This is a genomic window from Gemmatimonas groenlandica (assembly GCF_013004105.1).
In the GTDB taxonomy this organism is placed as follows: domain Bacteria; phylum Gemmatimonadota; class Gemmatimonadetes; order Gemmatimonadales; family Gemmatimonadaceae; genus Gemmatimonas; species Gemmatimonas groenlandica.
Map to the genome: position 1 here is coordinate 234,272 of NZ_CP053085.1, position 17,978 is coordinate 252,249.

Annotated in this window: 19 protein-coding genes; 6 read left to right on the top strand and 13 right to left on the bottom strand. The window is 66.1% G+C overall.

The features are described 5' to 3' along the window. Positions 1-122: 122 nt before the first annotated feature. Positions 123-761: a 7-carboxy-7-deazaguanine synthase gene (queE, locus tag HKW67_RS00970; RefSeq protein WP_171223609.1), complete on the bottom strand. Its 639-nt coding sequence runs from the start codon at positions 759-761 to the stop codon at positions 123-125. Positions 762-764: 3 nt separating this feature from the next. Next, a complete protein-coding gene (queC, locus tag HKW67_RS00975; protein ID WP_171223610.1) occupies positions 765-1,442 on the bottom strand; it encodes a 7-cyano-7-deazaguanine synthase QueC in 678 nt (225 codons plus the stop codon). Between the two features lie 108 nt (positions 1,443-1,550). Here queC and HKW67_RS00980 point away from each other — a divergent pair, with 108 nt between their 5' ends. The 3 genes from HKW67_RS00980 (at position 1,551) to HKW67_RS00990 (ending at position 5,167) form a co-directional block, all read left to right on the top strand. Next, positions 1,551-2,306: a TerC family protein gene (locus HKW67_RS00980; RefSeq protein WP_171223611.1), complete on the top strand. Its 756-nt coding sequence runs from the start codon at positions 1,551-1,553 to the stop codon at positions 2,304-2,306. A gap of 212 nt (positions 2,307-2,518) precedes the next feature. Further along, positions 2,519-3,199 (top strand): outer membrane beta-barrel protein, encoded by a 681-nt coding sequence (locus tag HKW67_RS00985; protein WP_171223612.1) that lies wholly within the window; start codon positions 2,519-2,521, stop codon positions 3,197-3,199. Between the two features lie 144 nt (positions 3,200-3,343). Beyond that, positions 3,344-5,167 carry a hypothetical protein gene (locus tag HKW67_RS00990; RefSeq protein WP_171223613.1) on the top strand — a complete coding sequence of 608 codons (1,824 nt, stop codon included), beginning with the start codon at positions 3,344-3,346 and terminating at the stop codon, positions 5,165-5,167. 265 nt (positions 5,168-5,432) lie between these two features. Here the strand turns inward: HKW67_RS00990 and HKW67_RS00995 are convergent, their stop codons facing one another. The 8 genes from HKW67_RS00995 to HKW67_RS01030 form a co-directional block, all read right to left on the bottom strand. Next, positions 5,433-6,896: a glycogen-binding domain-containing protein gene (locus HKW67_RS00995; protein WP_171223614.1), complete on the bottom strand. Its 1,464-nt coding sequence runs from the start codon at positions 6,894-6,896 to the stop codon at positions 5,433-5,435. Next, positions 6,893-7,648: a hypothetical protein gene (locus tag HKW67_RS01000; protein ID WP_171223615.1), complete on the bottom strand. Its 756-nt coding sequence runs from the start codon at positions 7,646-7,648 to the stop codon at positions 6,893-6,895. The genes HKW67_RS00995 and HKW67_RS01000 overlap by 4 nt, the downstream gene beginning before the upstream one ends. Beyond that, positions 7,645-8,283, bottom strand: coding sequence for an isoamylase early set domain-containing protein (locus HKW67_RS01005; protein WP_171223616.1), 639 nt, complete (start codon positions 8,281-8,283; stop codon positions 7,645-7,647). The genes HKW67_RS01000 and HKW67_RS01005 overlap by 4 nt, the downstream gene beginning before the upstream one ends. Further along, complete coding sequence (locus tag HKW67_RS01010) at positions 8,276-8,812, bottom strand: RNA polymerase sigma factor (protein ID WP_171223617.1); 537 nt, start codon at positions 8,810-8,812, stop codon at positions 8,276-8,278. The genes HKW67_RS01005 and HKW67_RS01010 overlap by 8 nt, the downstream gene beginning before the upstream one ends. Positions 8,813-8,888: 76 nt before the next feature. After that, complete coding sequence (locus HKW67_RS01015) at positions 8,889-9,449, bottom strand: DUF2628 domain-containing protein (protein ID WP_171223618.1); 561 nt, start codon at positions 9,447-9,449, stop codon at positions 8,889-8,891. Further along, positions 9,446-10,495 carry an agmatine deiminase family protein gene (locus HKW67_RS01020; RefSeq protein WP_171227503.1) on the bottom strand — a complete coding sequence of 350 codons (1,050 nt, stop codon included), beginning with the start codon at positions 10,493-10,495 and terminating at the stop codon, positions 9,446-9,448. The genes HKW67_RS01015 and HKW67_RS01020 overlap by 4 nt, the downstream gene beginning before the upstream one ends. A 38-nt stretch (positions 10,496-10,533) precedes the next feature. Then, positions 10,534-11,457, bottom strand: a complete 924-nt coding sequence (locus tag HKW67_RS01025) for a carbon-nitrogen hydrolase (RefSeq protein WP_171223619.1) — start codon at positions 11,455-11,457, stop codon at positions 10,534-10,536. 44 nt (positions 11,458-11,501) lie between these two features. After that, on the bottom strand, positions 11,502-12,359 hold the full coding sequence (locus HKW67_RS01030) for a TetR/AcrR family transcriptional regulator (RefSeq protein ID WP_171223620.1): 858 nt from the start codon (positions 12,357-12,359) through the stop codon (positions 11,502-11,504). A 111-nt stretch (positions 12,360-12,470) separates the two neighbouring features. Between HKW67_RS01030 and HKW67_RS01035 the strand changes: the two genes are divergently transcribed. Beyond that, on the top strand, positions 12,471-12,800 hold the full coding sequence (locus tag HKW67_RS01035) for a hypothetical protein (protein ID WP_171223621.1): 330 nt from the start codon (positions 12,471-12,473) through the stop codon (positions 12,798-12,800). A gap of 46 nt (positions 12,801-12,846) precedes the next feature. Here HKW67_RS01035 and HKW67_RS01040 read toward each other — a convergent pair whose 3' ends face one another. After that, positions 12,847-14,307: a DUF4147 domain-containing protein gene (locus HKW67_RS01040; RefSeq protein ID WP_171223622.1), complete on the bottom strand. Its 1,461-nt coding sequence runs from the start codon at positions 14,305-14,307 to the stop codon at positions 12,847-12,849. 48 nt (positions 14,308-14,355) lie between these two features. Then, a complete protein-coding gene (locus HKW67_RS01045; RefSeq protein ID WP_171223623.1) occupies positions 14,356-14,934 on the bottom strand; it encodes a peroxiredoxin family protein in 579 nt (192 codons plus the stop codon). A gap of 196 nt (positions 14,935-15,130) precedes the next feature. Between HKW67_RS01045 and HKW67_RS01050 the strand changes: the two genes are divergently transcribed. Beyond that, complete coding sequence (locus tag HKW67_RS01050; protein ID WP_171223624.1) at positions 15,131-15,721, top strand: glycine zipper domain-containing protein; 591 nt, start codon at positions 15,131-15,133, stop codon at positions 15,719-15,721. Positions 15,722-15,818: 97 nt separating this feature from the next. On the opposite strand, the gene HKW67_RS01055 is transcribed toward HKW67_RS01050, so the two are convergent. Then, a complete protein-coding gene (locus HKW67_RS01055) occupies positions 15,819-16,739 on the bottom strand; it encodes a diacylglycerol/lipid kinase family protein (RefSeq protein WP_171223625.1) in 921 nt (306 codons plus the stop codon). 208 nt (positions 16,740-16,947) lie between these two features. Between HKW67_RS01055 and HKW67_RS01060 the strand changes: the two genes are divergently transcribed. After that, complete coding sequence (locus tag HKW67_RS01060) at positions 16,948-17,811, top strand: hypothetical protein (protein WP_171223626.1); 864 nt, start codon at positions 16,948-16,950, stop codon at positions 17,809-17,811. Positions 17,812-17,978 lie beyond the last annotated feature (167 nt).

Consider the following 17,978-nt stretch of genomic DNA (forward strand, 5'->3'; position numbering starts at 1 on the left):
GGGGGCGAGTTCGGTCCGGAGCGAGGAACCTAGCCCAGCCATGGCCGTCACGCTACCGGCTACCGTCACACCGGTGGCAACTTTCTGTACATCCGCGGCCCCCGGCTTTTCCCGCTCCTTGGCTACCGGATTCCGAGCGCCTTGTGCGTCTGCACCGAGAGCCGCCACTGGGGGTGCGCGAGACAGTAGGCCAAGGCGGCGGCCGTGTTCTCGGTGGCCTGTGGTCCATCCATGGGCTGCAGCAGGAAGTGACGGAAGGCGAGCCCAGCAAAGCGTTCGGGCATGGCGGTGGCCTGCGGGTATACCAGCTTCAGCTCATCGCCCGAGGTCAGCACGAGCGGCGCCTGGGCCTTGGGGCTCACGCAGGTCCAGTCCAGCCCCTGCGGTGGATTCTGTGTGCCGTTGGTCTCCACGGCGATCTCGAAGCCCTCAGAATGCAAGGCCGCCACCGCCGCGTCGTCCAGCTGCAGTAACGGCTCCCCGCCGGTGCAGACGACGAACGGCCGCACGCTGGCCGGCGCGTCGGCCGGCCACCGGCTTTTCACGAAGGCCGCCAATTCGGCCGCCGTGGCGAACTTGCCCCCGTCGCGCCCGACTCCCACGAAGTCCGTGTCACAGAAGGTGCACACGGCGGTCGCGCGGTCGGCTTCGCGCCCGGTCCACAGGTTGCACCCGGAGAAACGGCAAAAGACGGCCGCGCGTCCGGCCTGCACACCTTCTCCCTGGAGCGTGTAGAAACACTCGCGAACGGTGTACGTCATGGCTCAGGCTCCGGCCGCGTACGCGATCGGATCGGCCGATCCGGCCTCGGCGAACCCGCGCAACCGGAGTTGGCAGGCATCGCAGTGGCCGCAGGCCGTTCCATCGGGGGCTGGGTCGTAACAGCTCGTGGTGATCGAGTAGTCCACGCCAAGCTCTCGGCCAAGCCGAACAATGTCTGCTTTGCTCAGGTGTTGCAGCGGTGCATGGATCGTAAGCCGCTGCGTCCCCTCCACGCCAGCACGGGTGGCCAGGTTCGCCATGTGCTCGAACGCCGCGATGTATTCGGGCCGACAGTCGGGGTAGCCCGAATAGTCGAGCGCATTCACCCCGATGAAGATGGCCTGCGCGTTGAGCGTCTCCGCCCAAGCCAGCGCGAACGACAGAAAGATCGTGTTGCGCGCGGGCACGTAGGTGACCGGGATCTCGTCGGTCGGATGCTCGACGTCGCGGTCCTTGGGGACTTCGACATCCGAGGTCAGGGCCGAGCCGCCCCATTGCCGCAGGTCGATGTCCACCACCACGTGCTTGGCGACGCCGTGCGCGGCCGCAACGCGGCGGGCGGCGTCGATCTCCAGGGAATGGCGCTGACCATAGCGGAAGGTCATGGCGTACGGGGTGAACCCGTCCCGGCGCGCCACCGCCAGCACCGTCGTGGAGTCGAGACCGCCTGACAGGAGCACGACGGCTGGACGAACGGTTGAAGAGGCGTCGGGGGACGCGGCGTCAGGCGATGCGGTAGTGGTCGAAAAGGCAGACATTTACCAAAGATAGCCAATTAAGTTGTCCCGATGATCGATTTGCTCTCTGATCCGCAGGCGTGGATTTCCCTGCTGACGCTTTCGGTGCTCGAAGTCGTACTCGGCATCGACAACATCATCTTCATTTCGATCCTGGCGGGGAAGCTCGCACCGGCAGATCAGCCGAAGGCCCGCCGGTTCGGCCTCATGGGCGCCTTTCTGTCGCGCGTGGCGCTGCTGCTGTCGATCACCTGGGTCATGCGCCTCACGGAGCCGCTGTTCACGCTCATCGGGCGCGCCGTTTCTGGACGCGATCTGATTCTCATCGTCGGCGGCCTGTTCCTGATCGGCAAGGCTACGCTGGAGATCCACAGCAAGCTCGAAGGGCCGGAGGAGTCGACGACGACCACGAAGGGAGGGCGGTCGCTCTGGGCGACGGTGGCGCAGATCGCCGTCATCGATATCGTTTTCTCACTCGACTCGGTGATCACGGCCGTGGGTATGGCCGACAGTGTGATCATCATGATCGCGGCCAACGTGATCGCTCTCGGCGTGATGCTCGTCGCTGCCACGCCCATCAGCGACTTCGTGGACAAGCACCCCACCGTGAAGATGCTGGCGCTGTCCTTCCTCGTGCTCATCGGCACCAACCTCGTGGCCGAAGGTCTGGGACAGCACATCTCAAAGGGGTACACCTACATGGCGATGGCCTTCTCCGTCATCGTGGAGATGCTCAACATCCGCGCGCGCACGAAGTCTGAGGCCGTGCAACTGAGAGGGGTGCCGCAGCCGCCGGACGACGAATAGGCGACTGGTCGGATGTCGGTCGGTTGATACAGACGAGCGTCCTCTTTTGGGGACGCTCGTTTCACTTCCGGAGCGAGCGGTCGTGCGGTGAGCGACGGATAAGTCTCTTTCCTCCAATGACTTGACCACGGCCACCGTCGCCCGCCACACGGGGCGGGGGCAACGGTCCGCGACGTGCACCTGGAGGGGACGTCACCTTCTGGAGATCAGCTATGTCGAATTCTGTCCGCACGGCGGCTCGTACCGATTCGCTTCCCCGTCCTTCCTCGGCGTCCCGCACGTTGGCCGTCGTCGTTGCGTCGTCCTTGTTGGCCACGGTTCTGGTGGCCTCAACCGCGAAGGCCCAGACGGGCGTTGGGGCCAGCGTGACGCCGTACGCCGGGTACTTGATTACCGGCAACTGGTATGACGGCCCGATCGGCACGAGCCTCTCGACCACGAACGCGCCGATGGTTGGCGGACAGGCCAGCATTCCGCTCACCAAGGGCATCGCGCTCGTCGGTAACCTGGCCTACGCGTCGGGCGACTTGCGCATAGGGTTGCCGCTGCTCGGTGGTGTCAACGTGGGAACGGTGAAGACGTGGCTGTACGACGCCGGCCTCGAGCTTGGCGGTCTTCCCGGCAAAAAGGTCGGCATCGCGCCATTCGTGCAGGTCGGTATCGGTGGACTTACCAACGACATCAAGAACTCCCTGTTCGACGTTCGCGCTTCGAACATTGCGTATACCGGCGGGGTAGGTCTCGATATCGGTCTCGCCGAAAGCTTTGCCCTCCGGGTGCAGGCGAAGGACTGGGTGAGCCGATTCAATTCGGAGGATGCGGTGGGTTTCCGTGCCGAGGGGAATCTCGCGCACAACTGGGCGCTCACGGCCGGGGTGAAGTTGACGTTCTGAATCCCGGGGCGCTCCTCCGAGCGTTAACTTCGCACGACGCGTCTCGATCGATTCGGGCGCCTCGATGTCGTGTCGATGAGGCGCCGCGCCGACCGCTACCGGTCGCGCGGCGCACTGTCGATTTCTCTCAGGAGCAGGCCCTTGGTGAATCAGATCGCTCGCCGCCGGTTGATGTCCGCCGCGCGGCACTCGTGGGCGCTGGCTGTCGTCACGACTCTGTCGGCGGCGTGGTTGCCCGTGTTGTCGGCGCAGGCGCCGCCGACGCAGCCGCCGACTGATACCACGCGGCCTCCGCTCGTCGGCGGTATGGCGAGCCTTCCGGCCGATCCCTTGCGCGGCAATCCGGCCACGATGAGCTCACTCGGCTCACAGGCGCGCACCATGCAAGACGGATTCGAGCGCAACCACCGCACCGGGCTCCGCTTCTACAACGGCGGTGCCGATGCGTCGTGCGAGGTCCCGCTGGGGCGCATCTGCTATTGGAACAACAACGGCGACGTCCCGCCGCCGGCCGAGCGCAATGACGCGAAGCTCGAACGCGAACAGTTGCTGGAGTTGCTGGCACAGGCACAGGCCGCCGACCCGAAGGATGACTGGGTAAACGGCATGCGTGTGCGCTACGCGATCGAGTCGGAGCAGCGCGACGTGGCCATCAGCGCAGCGCGTGCGTGCAAGGGGACGCTGTGGTGGTGCGAGGCGCTCGAGGGACTCGCGCTGCACAACGCGAATCAGCACAAGGACGCCACGGCCGCGTTTGCGCGCGCGCTCGCGTCGATGCCGGTCGCACAGCAATGCACCTGGACCGACCTCTCGTGGTGGCTGGATCCCTCCATGCATGCCGCGTACAAGGCGACGCCGTGCGCCAACCGCGGCGCCGAAAACGTGCGCATCCTGCGACTTGCCCAGCCGTTGTGGATGATTCCCGCCAACGACATTCAGAACGAACTGTACGCCCGTCGCACGATGTCGCGCGTGCACTCGTTGGCGCGCATTCCGTACGACCTGCAGTGGGGCGACGATCTGCTCGAGTCGCAAATGCGCTACGGTTGGCCGACCGCGTGGTCTGTGCAGAACGGCGGCGTGGCCGATCCGCGTCCGCCCTCGGTGATCGGACACGAGCCTACGCCGAGCTATGATTTCATGCCGGTCGCCGAGGCCATCGCCACGCCGCTTTCCGCTACGCCGGGTGACTGGAATCCGCGACGTCAGAAGGCGCGCATGCGCTACGCGCCGCGCTTTGCCACCGGCTTCGGCGCCTTGCCCAATCAGTTTGCGCGATTCCTGCGCGGTGACACCACGATCGTGGCTGGCGGATACCGCTTGATGCGCGAGCTCGAGATGGGCCGTGCTCCGTACACCGCCGCGCTCACGCTCGATGCATTCGATGGACGCGAGCCGCTGCAGGCCAAGCGGGATAGCGCGCAAGCCAACGGCGCCCTCCTGCTGCCGGTACCGTCACCGATGCTGGCCAGCCTCGAAGTGCTGGCACCGGTCGGCAAGCGCGCCGCGCGCGTGCGCACGGTGATCAAGCCGTTGCCGGCTGGTACACGCCTGTCGGAATACCTGCTGCTGCAGCGCGGCGATGTGTCGGCCACACCGATGCTCGATCGCAACGCGCTGCAAGCGTATGGCAGCAACGAGATCGAAGGGGGCACGTCGATCGGTATCTACTGGGAGATGTATCGCCAGGCGTCGCCGGGTCAGCCGCTGCAAGTGTCGCTGCGGGCCACCCGCGTAGGCGCGGGCTTCATGCAAAAACTCGGCAGTTCGTTCGGTCTCTCGAAATCCGTTACGCCGGTGTCGATCAAGTACAACGACAATGGTCGCCCCGACGGCGGGCCGGGACGCAGCCTGACCATCAACTTTCCGCAGGTGCCCGCGGGTGATTACCAGCTGACGCTGATGGTGTCAGGGGCGGGAATCACGGACAGCACGACGCAGGTGATTCGGGTGAAGGGCGGGAAATAGCGGATTCCGCGGATCAGTGCTCAGTGCACAGAGCTCTGGCGTCTGACCGCGTATCGTGCTCCGAGTTCAGCAACGACAGTGAACAGTTCTGAGCGTCTTCGGAGCAACAACGGGCCCTGTCGATCGCTTCGACAGGGCCCGTTGCTTTTCATCAAATACCCTCGCGACTGTGGACTGTAGCTGCTGAATTCTGAACACTATAAAAAGTCTGACGTCAGAATTCAGACCACTGTACCCTGAATCCGCCCAATCCAATCGCTTTCCCTCACCGCCGCTTCCCGCGCACCGTGATCATCCCGACCGGGCTGCCGTAGTCATCATTGCCCATCGGCAAACCCGGCGGCGCGATCCACGCGCCGCCATCGGCGCGCACGGTGATGCGATGCATGCCAGGCGCAAGTTTGAGCTCGGCGCGCCAGCGTCCGTTCGTGGCGCGACGCATCTGCGTGACCGTCCACTCGGTGGCATCACCCATGAGCTCCACCGATTCTGCGCGCGGCGCATCGATCAGCAACACCACGCGTAGCGTGTCGCCATCGGGCGCAGACACACCCTGTTCCACCGCGAGCGAATCGACGGCGCCGAGCGTGCGCGTTTCGAAGGCCAGAATACCGCCCGGCGTGCCATCGGTGCCGCGGAAGGGTAGGCGCGAAATGCGAACGCCAATGGCGAGCACCGGGGCAAAGCTACGCGCACGATGATTGTCGAGATCATCGCGCAGTGCCGTGCCACCAACGGTCGCGGCGTTGGTCGCCGCGGCGCCCACCAACGACAGCCACGCGGTGACCGGCTGCACAACCGCCAGTGATGCGACCGTCGGCAGCATACTGGGTTTCGGCGCGAGCGCGTCGCTGGAAATCCAGGTGGCAACCGGCGAGGTCACCGACACCAACCACGTGGTGGGCCCGGTGTTGAAGCCCAGCGAGGCGATGCCGGTGGCAATGTCGCGGCGCTGCAGTGATCGCGTGGTGCGATTGCTCACGAGTCGCGTGAATCCACCGACCGTCGGCATCGTGATCGCGTCGGGCTCGTCGATCGTCAGCGTCTGCGTGGTCGTGCGTGTCGCACGTTCCACGGAGAAACCAAACGAGAACTCCATGCCCGCCACATTCGTCATCATGCCCGCCTCGGCGCGGCTGATGGCACCGACGTCGACGCGACGTGAGACCGTGGTGTCGGCCGCGCGCAGGTCGAGTCCACCGGCCGATATGGGGGGCATCGCGTTGCCCAGAATGTCGGCCGTGGGGCTGGCGCCGTTCACCGACGCGTGACCATAGCTGATCGCACTCCACACGCGCTGCTCGCCCACGCGGGCCCGCGCGCGAAGCGCGAGCGTGCCCTCGAGCTGGCCGTCGGTCCCCACGCCTTGCGGCACGCGCCAATTGCCCGTGCCAAGCGCAGCAAGACGTACGCGGCCGATGCGACCGAGGGGCTGCGTGGCGCCAAGCCACAGGTCGTTGCGTTGCGTGAGCGCGTTGCCCGTGCCGTCGGGGAGCGCCGCGATGCCAAGTACCGACAGCGTGGAGGCGTCGGTGACCGGACCAATCGTAGCCGCCGGCGCGATAGGCGCGTCGCCGCGAACCTGCGCGGCAAGCGACGGAGCGAACGTGAGGCTCGCCAAGGCGCACGGCACCAGTGCACGCGGCGCGAACACACGCGGCAAGGCCCATCCGCGGCTCGGCAAGGAGCGACGGTGCGACGCGCTGAGGAGGAGGCGAGCGGGCGTCACGAATCAGGAGGGCGGACCGGCTTGCGGTCGCTCGTCGCGGGAGTGGACGGCGACACGGCACCGGAGACCGTACCTCGAACATAGCGATTCAACGCGTCGACAGCCATACCGGGCCCACGCTGCGAATTCTTTGCCACCGTGGATTGCAAGCCCAGCAGTGCGTCGTCGGACTTGGGCATCCGGGCGATGGTCGATACCGCCTCGCGCGCCGTTGCAGTAGGGACGCCGCGTCGGACCACATCGGTCAGCACCACCAGCGCCGTTACTGCGGTACCGGCCGGGCGCGTATTGCGCAGGACCATCAGCGTTCTGGCGTCGATGCCAGCTCTGAGCGCGGTCGCACCAGCGTCGAGCTCGGCGACAGTGCTTCCATCACCCAGCGCGTCCTTGGCCTCCGCGAGCGCGGCCGCATGGGCGCGCACCACCAGCAAAATGCGTTGGCCGCCCACCCGCCGGGCGGCGCCCTCCAACGCGCGATTGATCAACGGCGCCGTGGGCAGCCCCTTCGCCGCGGCGTCATCGAGCAGCAGGCGCAGGGCGTTGGCGGTGAGCGTGTCGAATCGTGCGGCGTCGAACTGCCCCTGCGGATCCCGAAAGAACACCGTGTCGATCGATGCCACGAGCGCGGCCGCCGATTGCACGGAGTCGGTGCGGCTCGTGGCGATCAGCGTGGCGGCCGCCACCGGCGAGGCTATCGTCGTGGAGAGCAGCTGCAGGGAGAGCCAGAGCGTCGTGCGTGCGCGGGGCCTCATCGCGGACCGTCCACGACGACCGCGTTGGCCGGACCATACCCCTCGTCGGGCACCTGTGGCGCGAGCGGATCGACGAGCCAGGTTCGACCATCGATCACGAAGGCGTACACATGGCGGCCGGGCGGCAGAGGCACCTTTGCCGTCCAGGCGCCATCGTTGCTGCGGCGGAGCATCGGCGTGGCGTGTTCATCCCAGCCATTGAAGTCGCCAACGAGCGCGACCTCCTGGGCGGCGTTCGGCAGGGTGAGGTCGAATCGAATCGCGTCGCCGCTGGCCGCGGTCGTGCCGACGGCGGACGCCGCTCGCGACTCACCTGACGCCCCGGCAAAGGCGCTGTCGGCATGCCGCACGGCGACCTCAGGCCGCCAGGGGCGCAGCACACTGACCACCAGGACCGCCGCGGCTGCCGCGCCCCACCACCAGCGAGGGCGTAATGCACCGCCGAACCGGCGGGCCGGCGCATGCATCGCCGCCGCGAGCACCGAGGTGGTGCAGCGGGCAATCTGGGCGGCATCGGGGGCCGGCAGCTGAGCGTACGACGCCCGAACGCGCGCGACGAGCAACGGATCGTCGACGAACCCGGTGAGATCGAGATCGTTAGGCTCGTTCGGTTTGTGTGGGCGATCGCTATTCAAGCGACCTCCCGAGCAGCGCACGCAGCCGCTCGCTGCCGCGCTTCACGCGCATCTTGAGCGCCGATTCGCCGGCGCCGGTCATCGCCGACATCTCGCCGTACTCCAGTCCTTCGGCGTATTTGAGCAACAGCGCCTCCCGCTGAAGCGGGTCGAGCTGACTGAGCGCATGCACGAGCGCGGCGTCTTCGACGCCGGTCGCGAGCCCGAGTGGAGGGGCAGGCGCGGTCTCAAGAGCGATCTCGTCTTGCACGAACCGACGCGTGCGACGACCGCGGGAGGTAAGGGCGTTGCGGCACTGGTTGGTCAGGATACGAAAGAGCCACCCGCGGAACTGATCACGCTCGTCGTACCGACCGATGGCGAGATACGCGCGTAAGAAGGAGTCCTGCACCACGTCCTCCGCATCCGCTCGCTCCCCCAGCATGTGGTACGCGAAACGCCAGCACGCGTCGTAGTACCTCGACACCAAAGTCCCAAAGGCGTCGGGGTCACCTGCGCGGGTCCGAACAACCAGCTCCGCGTCAGTCATCGATGAACAACAGCCCAGCCGCGATGCGCGTCACCAGAATCCCCGGTTCCGACCCAACGCGACCCCAGTGCACCGATCATCCCCCGATCGTTGCTACGGCAAGCATCATCGACAGCGCCACGAACAACGAGGTCGCCATCCTGTTTACGCCACCGACCCGACGAAGCAACAGCTCCGACTCAGCCTGTGGCAACTGCTGCTGCACCACCAAGCGGTTTGCCGCTCGGGCCCGACGGTAGAGAAACCAGTTCGCCGTCCCGCCAGACGCCAACATCGTGGAGACGAACACTGCCGCGTTCATCATCAGCAGCCACTCGTTTTCCGGCTGCTGCATCGCCGCCATCGTGAGCGGCTTCTCGGTGCCGGTCAACAAACGAAACGCGATCCCCGGCATCAGGAAGAAAAAGGCGAACGGCAAGTACAACTTTCGGTACAGGAACCACGCCGGCGGAAAGGCGATTGCCGCGCTCCAGTTCCAGGTCGGCACGAACGACGCGTCGTCGAGAAACGGCGCCAACTTGCGGCGATACACCTTCTCCCACTTGGGACCGATGAACGCTTCCATCTCCGCATCGCTTGGCTGCTCGAGCGATCGCTCCTGATTCTGCTTTTGCGCCCAGCGCGGCAACTCGTTCATGACGCCACCTCCGCTGAAGCGGCAGCGGGCTGCTGCTGACTGAGACAATGCAGCGTGCCGAGGCCCCACACCAGATCCACCGCGTGAATGCCCACGATACGATGCTCGGGCAGGAGCGCAGCAAGACTGTTCAACGCAACTCGATCGTTCGGGTCGTTGAACGTGGGTACAATGCACACCCCGTTGGCGATGTAGAAGTTCGCGTAGCTCGCCGGCAGCCGCGTACCGTCCATGATCACCGCGCGCGGATACGGCAGCGTGACCACCCGGATCGGTTCACCGCGCGCATCGCGCGCGCGCTGCAAGCGGTGCAGGTTGTCGAGTGATCGCGCATGATTCTCGTCGGCGGGATCCTCTTCGTGCGCCAGCACCACGACGCCCGGCGACACGAAGCGCGCGATGTCGTCCACGTGCCCATGCGTGTCGTCGCCCACGCATCCCTCGCCCAGCCAGACGGTGTGCGTGATGCCAAGGTACGTATGAAACGCGCGCTCGTAGTCGGCGCGCGTGAAGCCCGGATTGCGCACCTGCACATCCGACAACAACCACTCTTCCGTCACCAGCATCGTCCCGAGTCCATCGGTCTCGATGCCGCCGCCTTCGAGAATCAGGCGCTGCCCGTTGTCGTGACACATCGCCTCCACACGCGGCAGTGACGTCACCCGCGAGACCGCCTCCGGCACATACACGTCCAGCGCATAGTTGTCGTACTTGCTCCACGCGTCGAAGCCCCAGTGCACGAGCGCCACGCTGCCGTCGGCGCGCTGCACGCCGGTCGGCCCCGAGTCGCGCAGCCACACCCGGTCGGTGGGCTGCACGTGCAGTCGATAGTGATCGGCGTGCACACCGTGCATCGTGAGCGCGGCACGTGCGTCCTCGCACACGGCGTCATCCTGACAGAGAATCTCCACGCGCTCGAACGGCGCGAGGGCCCGCACGATCTCGGCGTACACCCAGGGAATCGGCGCGAACTTGCCGGGCCAGTCGGGTTCGTGGGTGGGCCACCCGATCCACGTTGCGTCGTGACGCTCCCATTCGGCAGGCATCCGCACCGGACCGAGTGCTGACAAGTCGATGAGGTGACTCAACGACCGGCCAGCCAGCGCTGCGTGATCGGACCGTAGGCATCGATGCGGCGATCCCGCAGGAACGGCCAGTTGCGACGCGTCTCTTCGATCAGGCCAAGGTCACATGCCGCAACGAGAATCTCCGGTTCGGTACCGGCCTGTGCGAGATAGCGTCCGAACGGATCGGCGATGAACGACTGTCCGAAGAACTCGAGGCCATCGGTGCCGGGCTCCGGCTCGAAGCCCACGCGATTCGGCGACGCGACGAACACGCCGTTGGCGATCGCATGCGCGCGCTGCGCGGTGCGCCACGCGTCGACCTGCGCGTCGCCGAACGTCGCCTTCTCGCCCGGATGCCACGCAATCGCCGTGGGATAGAACAGCACCTGGGCTCCGAGCAACGCCGTGATGCGCGCCGCTTCCGGATACCACTGATCCCAGCAGATCAAGACGCCGATGTTCGCGTACTTGGTATGCCACACGCGAAAGCCGTTGATGCCCGGATGCGCATCGTGCCGCAGATCCGCCGTGACGTCGCCGGGCGCGAAGTAATATTTCTCCTCGAACAGCGGATCGTGCGGAATGTGCATCTTGCGATACGTGCCGAGCACACTGCCGTCGGCATCGATCACGGTGGCCGAGTTGCGATAGAGGCCCGCCGCCTCACGCTCGTAGTACGGCACGACGATGACGACGTCGAGTTCCTTGGCGAGCGCCTGAAACGTGTGCACCGTTGGACCGTCGGCTGGTTCGGCGATGTCGAACCGCTCGGGCTTCACGCTCTTACAGAAATACGGCGCGTTGAAGAGCTCTTGCAAGCAGATGATCTGCGCACCGCGCGCGGCGGCTTCGCGCACACGCGCCACCGCACGCGTCACGTTGGCGGCGAGATCATCCGAGGCGGTGTCCTGAATGACACCGATGTTCACGATGTTGGCCATGACGAAAAGTCATCGATCCCGAGGCCAGTGGCAACGTGGCGGGATCACCGTTTTTTCGGTGCCGGCTTCGCCTCACCCTTTGTCTTGACGGCGGGTGGCTCGAGCACGGGCTGGAGATAGGCCAGCAGAATGCGCCGCAGGTCGTCGAGCAACGGCTTCTTCTCGGCGGCGACGGCGCGTCCGCGACGGGCCAGCAACGACTGTCCCAGCGAAGCGGCCACAAGCGCCACGCGGCGTCGATCGCGGGTCGCGAGCTTCGGATTGCGCGCGGCGAACAGCACATCGAGCCGGTCGACGAATGAATCGAAGAGCTGAGCGCGTAGGCGCGTCGGCGCCGACCGGGTGTCGTCGCCGGGGCCTTCCACGGTGGCGAACACGCGCCGGAAGGCGGGGTGCGTGTCGTGGAATTCGGCCAGCGGCTTCACGATGCGGTCGATGAGCCGATCGAGGGGCAGGCCGTGCGGGTCGATCGGGAATGCTCGCTCATGAATGGCGCGCATTTCGTCGGCATACCGCAGCGCGAGCGCCGCCAGCACGGCATCGCGATTGGGGAAGAACTGGTACAGCGAGCCCTTGGCGGTACGAGCGCGCAGGGCGATGGCTTCCGCGGTCGCGGCGTGCAGTCCCTGTTCCGCGATTACGGCGGCCGCCGCGTCGAGCAGGAGTTCGACCCGCGCTTGTCCGCGCGACTGTCGAGGCCGCCGCCGATACGCGTCGGGTGATCCGCTATCGGCATTCGGCGTCGAGGCAACCGGCGCGATCGCAACCGGCGCGATCGCAACCGGCGCGTTCGCGACCGGCGCGCTGGCAACCGGCGCACGAGCGAGCTGCACCGTGGCGGCCGCTACCGACTCGACGGCGATGGGTCTGGCAGTGGGACGAGGCGCACGTTTGGCGGGCATCGCCAACGATACCGCGTCCGGGAGGCCTTGACAATGCGACGCTACCGTCAAGATTTAACGGCGTTAGGTAAATAGAACATCGTTCTCCACGCGCCACTTCCCAGAGGTCCTATGCGTTCATTCCGTCATGTCACGACGGCGGTCGTCGTCGCGTCGGCATCACTCCTGTTCACGGCCTGCGCCTCGGGTGGCGCGGCGACGGCCGCCCGAACCGAAGGCACGCAGAACAGCGTGCCCAGTGCCTCACAGAAGGCGATCGCCAACGCGATCGACGCGAGCACGGCGCCATTCGTGGGCTCGCTCAAGACGAAGAAGTTCTATCCGCAGAGCTGCCACACGGTGAAGCTGATCAAGGCGGACGACAAAGTCGGCTTCGTGTCGATGAAGGACGCGCAGGACGCCGGATTTACGCGCGACGCGTACAACACGGACTGTCAGTAACATTCGTCGCGATGGGCTCGCGATGAGTTACCCGCGTTAAGCCAATTCAGGCGCGGATATACAGCGCGACGACGTCCATGACGTTGGTGCCAGTCGGGCCGGGGCGCAGCAGCGCCTCGGCCGCATCGAGCGGAAACCACGACCGGCCGGTACTGAGGTCGTCTTCGGGTACGCGTCCCGCGCGGCGGGCCAGCGCCGGCACTGCCGCATCCACGATGGCGCCGGCGGCATCGGTCGGACCGTCACGCCCATCGGTGCCCGCCGCCAAGACGCTGATCTTCCACGAGCGCGAGTCACCGCAGGCGGCCGCTTCCTCGAGTGCCAGCGCGGCCGACAGGGCGAGCACCTGCATGCGACCGCCGCGCAGTGGTTCGTCCGACCACGGCACCTCCAGCGACTCGTCTTCATTGCGCGACATTGCCCGATCAGCCGTCTCGCGCAAGTTGACAACGGGCTCGCCGCCACACACCAGCAGCGTATCGCCGTGCGCCTCGGGCGCTGTCTGCAGCGCCAGCCGCGCGAGCTGATCGCCCAGTTGTGCGGCGTCGCCCTCGAGCGGCATCTGCTGGACCACCACCTGCGCGATGCCGAGGGCACGCGCCTCATGCGCCAGCGCCTGCACCGCATCGGCGTTGCGCGCGACCAGGGTGTAGCCCACGCGCGCGAACGCGGCATGGTCGGTACTCGGAACGCGCGGAGGATCGCTGGCACCCTCGAGCCCCAGCACCGTGCCCATCACGCGCTCGACACGCGAACGCATGTCGTGCGCGTCGAGTAGAGCCAGGAAGGTCGCGTCGTCGAGCGGATCGGCGGTGCAGGGGCCCGAGCCGATCACCGCCGGATCGTCGCCGATCACATCGGAGATCGCGAACACCGGCACGTGCTCCGCGCCATGCTGCACGAGACTGACCGCGAGACGACCGGCGCCCCATCGCAGCACGCGACGTCGGATCGCATTCATCTCGTGAATGGCGAGCCCTGACTCGAGCAGTGTTTCGGCGAGGGTGGCCAGATGCGACTGCGCGCGATCGGCATCACCAACCTCCTGCGAGAGTGTCGCGATCGGCGCCGCACAGAGCGAGGTGGTGCCACCCGACAGCAGCACGAGCACGATGCTGCCGTCGTCGATGCTATGGGCGAGATCATCGAGCGCGTCGGCGGCGTCGAGCGACGCAGGCCCGGGCACCGGATGATCACCGACCATGAGCCGAATACGGGCAGGCAAGTCACCGCCCACCTCGTCTCGCTTCGGTTCGTGCGCCGCGACCACGAGACCACCGTGCACCGTGCGCCCGCGTTGATCGAGCGCGTCGAGGGCACCGGCCATCATCGCCGGCGCGGCTTTTCCCAAAGCGATCACGTAGACGGGCGCATGCGCGGACAGCATGGAACGTGCGTCGAACCAGGCGCCCACCGCGTCACGTGTCCGCGGAAACGGCGCCGCGCCCTGCACCGCGGCACGATAGAGTGCCGCGAGCAGGGCGCGGGGATGCTGCGAGGTATTCACGAACGGAGTATCGTAGTTCGCACAGGCGGACGTCGCTGTGCGAACGGGTTAGTGCGAGCCGCCGGCGTGTGAAATCGCGGCACCGAGGTCGGTGTAGGCGTCAGCCGCCATCTGGTTAAACGGCGCGGCCACGTACGAGATCTTGCCCGACGGATCGATCACGTACAGCGTGCGCTTGTGGTAGCCGGTGCCCGCGTTGGCACCGTACGCCACGCCAACCTTGCGGTCGGTGTCGGCGGCGAAATGGAACTGGAACTTCGCGTCCTTGGCCCACGAGACGAGCGCGGTGTCGCTGTCGATGCTGACGCCTACGAGCGTGACCTTCTTCCCGCCCTGGAATGTCTGCGCGTACTTGTCGCGATACGACTCCATCTGCACCGTGCAGCCGCTGGTGCGCGCCTTCGGGAAGAACGCCAGCACGACCGTCTCGCCCTTGTGCTCCGAAAGCTTGAACGGCTTCTTGGCGACGCCATCCGCCGTGACGACCGTCACCGTGAAATCAGGTGCCATCTCGCCGACCTTGAGCGGCGTCGGCGCGGGCGCGGCCTGCGCGCCAGCGATGGACGGAGCGATTGCGGCGACGGCGAGCACCGCAACGAAACGTGCGGCACGTGAGCGAATGGACATCAAGAACTCCGGAAGAGTATGAACGGGGATTGAGCGGGTGTCGCTGAACGGAGACGGGTCGCTGACCACGCCTGTGGACAACGTACTACTCCAAACTAACGTTTCCGGCCCATTTCGACCGGAAATCGATCGATTCGGCGTGGCACGACCCCTGCCTGGTGATGGTGGTGCAAGCACGATCATCTCAGGAGGATCCATGACTCAAATCCGTACGCGCATCCGTCACGCCTCGTTGCTGCTGGCCCCCTTGGCCTTTGGAGTCCTGACGGGGTGTGGCGGAGCCGATTCGCGCCTCGACGAGCAGCTGAAGGCCGACCTGGCCGCCGCCGCGCAGGCGCCCGGCGCTCGCGGTCAGTTTGCGAGTCCGGCCGAGTTGGGATATCCGCAGGGGTACGCGCCGCAGTATCCGGGTCAGTATCCAGCGCAGTATGGCTATCCGCAGCCTGGGTACCCGCAGGGCTATCCGCCGGCGGCGTATCCCCAGGGCTATCCGGCGCCGCAGCCGCAGACTCGGGTGGTGTATGTGCCGCAGCAGAGCACCGTACGACGGACGAGCAGCGCCGGGAGCGGCGGGGGTTCGACCGGCAGTTCTGGAACGCGGTCGGGCACGCAGCCGGCCAATACACAGAAGGGCGCCATCATCGGCGCGGCGACGGGGGCGGCGATCGGTGTCGCTACGTCGCGTGACAAGGTGAAGGGTGGAGCGATCGGCGCGTTGGGCGGCGCCGTGTTGGGCGGCATCATTGGTCATCAGATCAAGAAGCGTAGCGGGTCCGTGAGGGAGTAGTTGCAGGACGTGCTTCGTGGAGGGGCGCGCACACGCCGTCACCGGGATTCCGGTGGCGGCGTGTTCTGCGTGTATGTCCGTCGCTACGCTATAAGCGCTACGCGATGACCGTCAGCGCGCCGGCGCGAACGCTCACGGACACATCGCACGTCGCGGCCTGCTGCAATTCGCCATCGGTCTCGAACATCGGCGGCGTATCAAACCGCAGGTGAAAGTGGTGGTCGCGATGGAACGACACATGAGGCGACGTCAGGTGCGTGCCGCGCATCGCACGGGCGAACAACGGCACTCTCGCCCACGGCGAGATATCGCGAATCGTGACGCAGTCGAGCGCGCCGTCATCGAGCCGCGCGTCGGGCGCGATACGAAACGCGCCGCCGAAGCAGCGGCCGTTGGCAAAGACCGTCATGAGCTTCCGGCTCATGATGGCGGAGTCATTCGCCATGTTGGCGCGGAATCCGCGATAGCCGAACAATGCGCCGAGCGCGGTGCTGACATACGCCGCCGTGCCGCGTAGCACGCCCGGTGTGCGCATGTGCTCGAGGACTTCCACGTCGAATCCAAAACCGGCGGCATTCACGAACGGCACGTCGTCCACGAATCCGACGTCGACCACGTGGGTGTTTCCGGCGGCGATGTGCCTCGCCATGCGCGCCACGTGGTGCACCGGCACCACGAGCGACTTCGCGAAATCGTTGCCGGTACCAGCGGCGAAGATGGCCATCGGCACTCGCGCGCCACCACCGGCTTCGCCGTCGAGCAGACCGCGCACGGCATGACTGATGGCGCCGTCACCGCCGACCACGGCGAGTGCGCGCGCGCCGGTGGCGCTGGCCTCCGCCGCAATGCGCGCTTCGTCGCCACGCTCGCGAGTTTCGTGCACGTCCACCGCAAGATCGGCCGCACGTAGCGCCTCACTGGCCGCTTGCGCCACACGTCCGGCGCGGCCGCGTCCCGCGGCAGGATTCACCAGCAACACGACCGGCGCGTGGATGCGATCAGATGGAGAAAGCATCATAAAGACATCATGTCGATGCGTGATGATGATCGATCTTTCCTTCAGTGCGAATGTATGCCAGCAGCGTAACGCACTTTGTCGGAAAGGCGTGCCATACGTCACGGAGTAGAAACCGCATAGCGGTCAACTTACCTCCGTACCCGCTCGGTCCGCTGGATCACATTCCGGCAGGCGCCGCTGATGCTGTACTTCCAAGGAGAGCCACCACATGAAGTCTATTCCGTCTGTGCTCACCGCCGCCGTCGCGGCGCTCGCGCTGTCCGCCTGCAGCGACGGCACGAGCCCGTCATCCGCCAACAAAGTTGGTGTCGGATTTCAACTGGCCCGCACCTCTACAGCCGCCTCGATGACGGCCGCCAGTGTCGACGGCAGCACACGGAGCGTGCCGGGCAGCATGCCCACTATCACCGCGTCCCCCGCCGGCATGAATATCTCGCGCGATGGCGACGTGCTGCTCGTCACGAAGGCGCAGCTCGTGGTGCGCAACGTGAAGCTCAAGTCGGCAACGGCGGCCTGCGCGGACGACGATGACGACGAGGCGACAGGCAAACCGTCCACCTCGACGTCGGGTTCGTCGTCACGCCGTGAGGATGACGATGAGTGCGCCGTGATTCGCGTCGGTCCGTATCTGGTGGATGTCCCGGTGAGCGGCGCCGACGGCGCGCGCGTGGCGGTGGAAGTGCCGGCTGGCACATACTCGTCGATCCGCCTGTGGCTGTACAAGGTCACGAGCGGCGATTCCGCCGACGTGGCGTTCCGTCAGGCCAATCCCGACTTCCGCGACATCAGCCTGCGCCTCGAAGGCACCTTCAACGGCACGCCGTTCATCTTCGTGAACGATGTCAACGCCAAGCTCACGGTGCCGCTCGCCGAGCCGCTGGTGGTGGGCACCGGTGGCGACGATGTCACGGTCACGATCGACCTGAGCACGTGGTTCCTGCGTTCGTCGGGCGGGCTCTATTCACCGGCCGCCGCCAACACGCCGGGGCAGACGCGGGCGCAGGTGCAGAACAACATCCGGAATGCGTTCCGGGCGTTCAAGGACCGCAACAAAGATGGGCGCGAGGATTGAGACTCACGTGAGTCTGAAGTGGTGAGTTCAAGTTTGGAGTCGCGAGTATAACGACGGGCTGCGGAGATTCACTCTCCGCAGCCCGTTTCTTGTGAGCTTCACGTCGTGTTTCGACTCACTACTCACCACTTTTACTCAAAACTCAAAACTCACCAGATCAGCCAGCC

Bases quoted from the DNA above. Each gene is read 5' to 3' on its own strand.
- queE (WP_171223609.1), bottom strand. From the start codon at position 761: ATGACGTACACCGTTCGCGAGTGTTTCTACACGCTCCAGGGAGAAGGT.
- HKW67_RS00980 (WP_171223611.1), top strand. From the start codon at position 1,551: ATGATCGATTTGCTCTCTGATCCGCAGGCGTGGATTTCCCTGCTGACG.
- HKW67_RS00985 (WP_171223612.1), top strand. From the start codon at position 2,519: ATGTCGAATTCTGTCCGCACGGCGGCTCGTACCGATTCGCTTCCCCGT.
- HKW67_RS01000 (WP_171223615.1), bottom strand. From the start codon at position 7,648: ATGAGGCCCCGCGCACGCACGACGCTCTGGCTCTCCCTGCAGCTGCTC.
- HKW67_RS01010 (WP_171223617.1), bottom strand. From the start codon at position 8,812: ATGACTGACGCGGAGCTGGTTGTTCGGACCCGCGCAGGTGACCCCGAC.
- HKW67_RS01015 (WP_171223618.1), bottom strand. From the start codon at position 9,449: ATGAACGAGTTGCCGCGCTGGGCGCAAAAGCAGAATCAGGAGCGATCG.
- HKW67_RS01020 (WP_171227503.1), bottom strand. From the start codon at position 10,495: ATGCCTGCCGAATGGGAGCGTCACGACGCAACGTGGATCGGGTGGCCC.
- HKW67_RS01025 (WP_171223619.1), bottom strand. From the start codon at position 11,457: ATGGCCAACATCGTGAACATCGGTGTCATTCAGGACACCGCCTCGGAT.
- HKW67_RS01030 (WP_171223620.1), bottom strand. From the start codon at position 12,359: ATGCCCGCCAAACGTGCGCCTCGTCCCACTGCCAGACCCATCGCCGTC.
- HKW67_RS01035 (WP_171223621.1), top strand. From the start codon at position 12,471: ATGCGTTCATTCCGTCATGTCACGACGGCGGTCGTCGTCGCGTCGGCA.
- HKW67_RS01045 (WP_171223623.1), bottom strand. From the start codon at position 14,934: ATGTCCATTCGCTCACGTGCCGCACGTTTCGTTGCGGTGCTCGCCGTC.
- HKW67_RS01050 (WP_171223624.1), top strand. From the start codon at position 15,131: ATGACTCAAATCCGTACGCGCATCCGTCACGCCTCGTTGCTGCTGGCC.
- HKW67_RS01055 (WP_171223625.1), bottom strand. From the start codon at position 16,739: ATGATGCTTTCTCCATCTGATCGCATCCACGCGCCGGTCGTGTTGCTG.
- HKW67_RS01060 (WP_171223626.1), top strand. From the start codon at position 16,948: ATGAAGTCTATTCCGTCTGTGCTCACCGCCGCCGTCGCGGCGCTCGCG.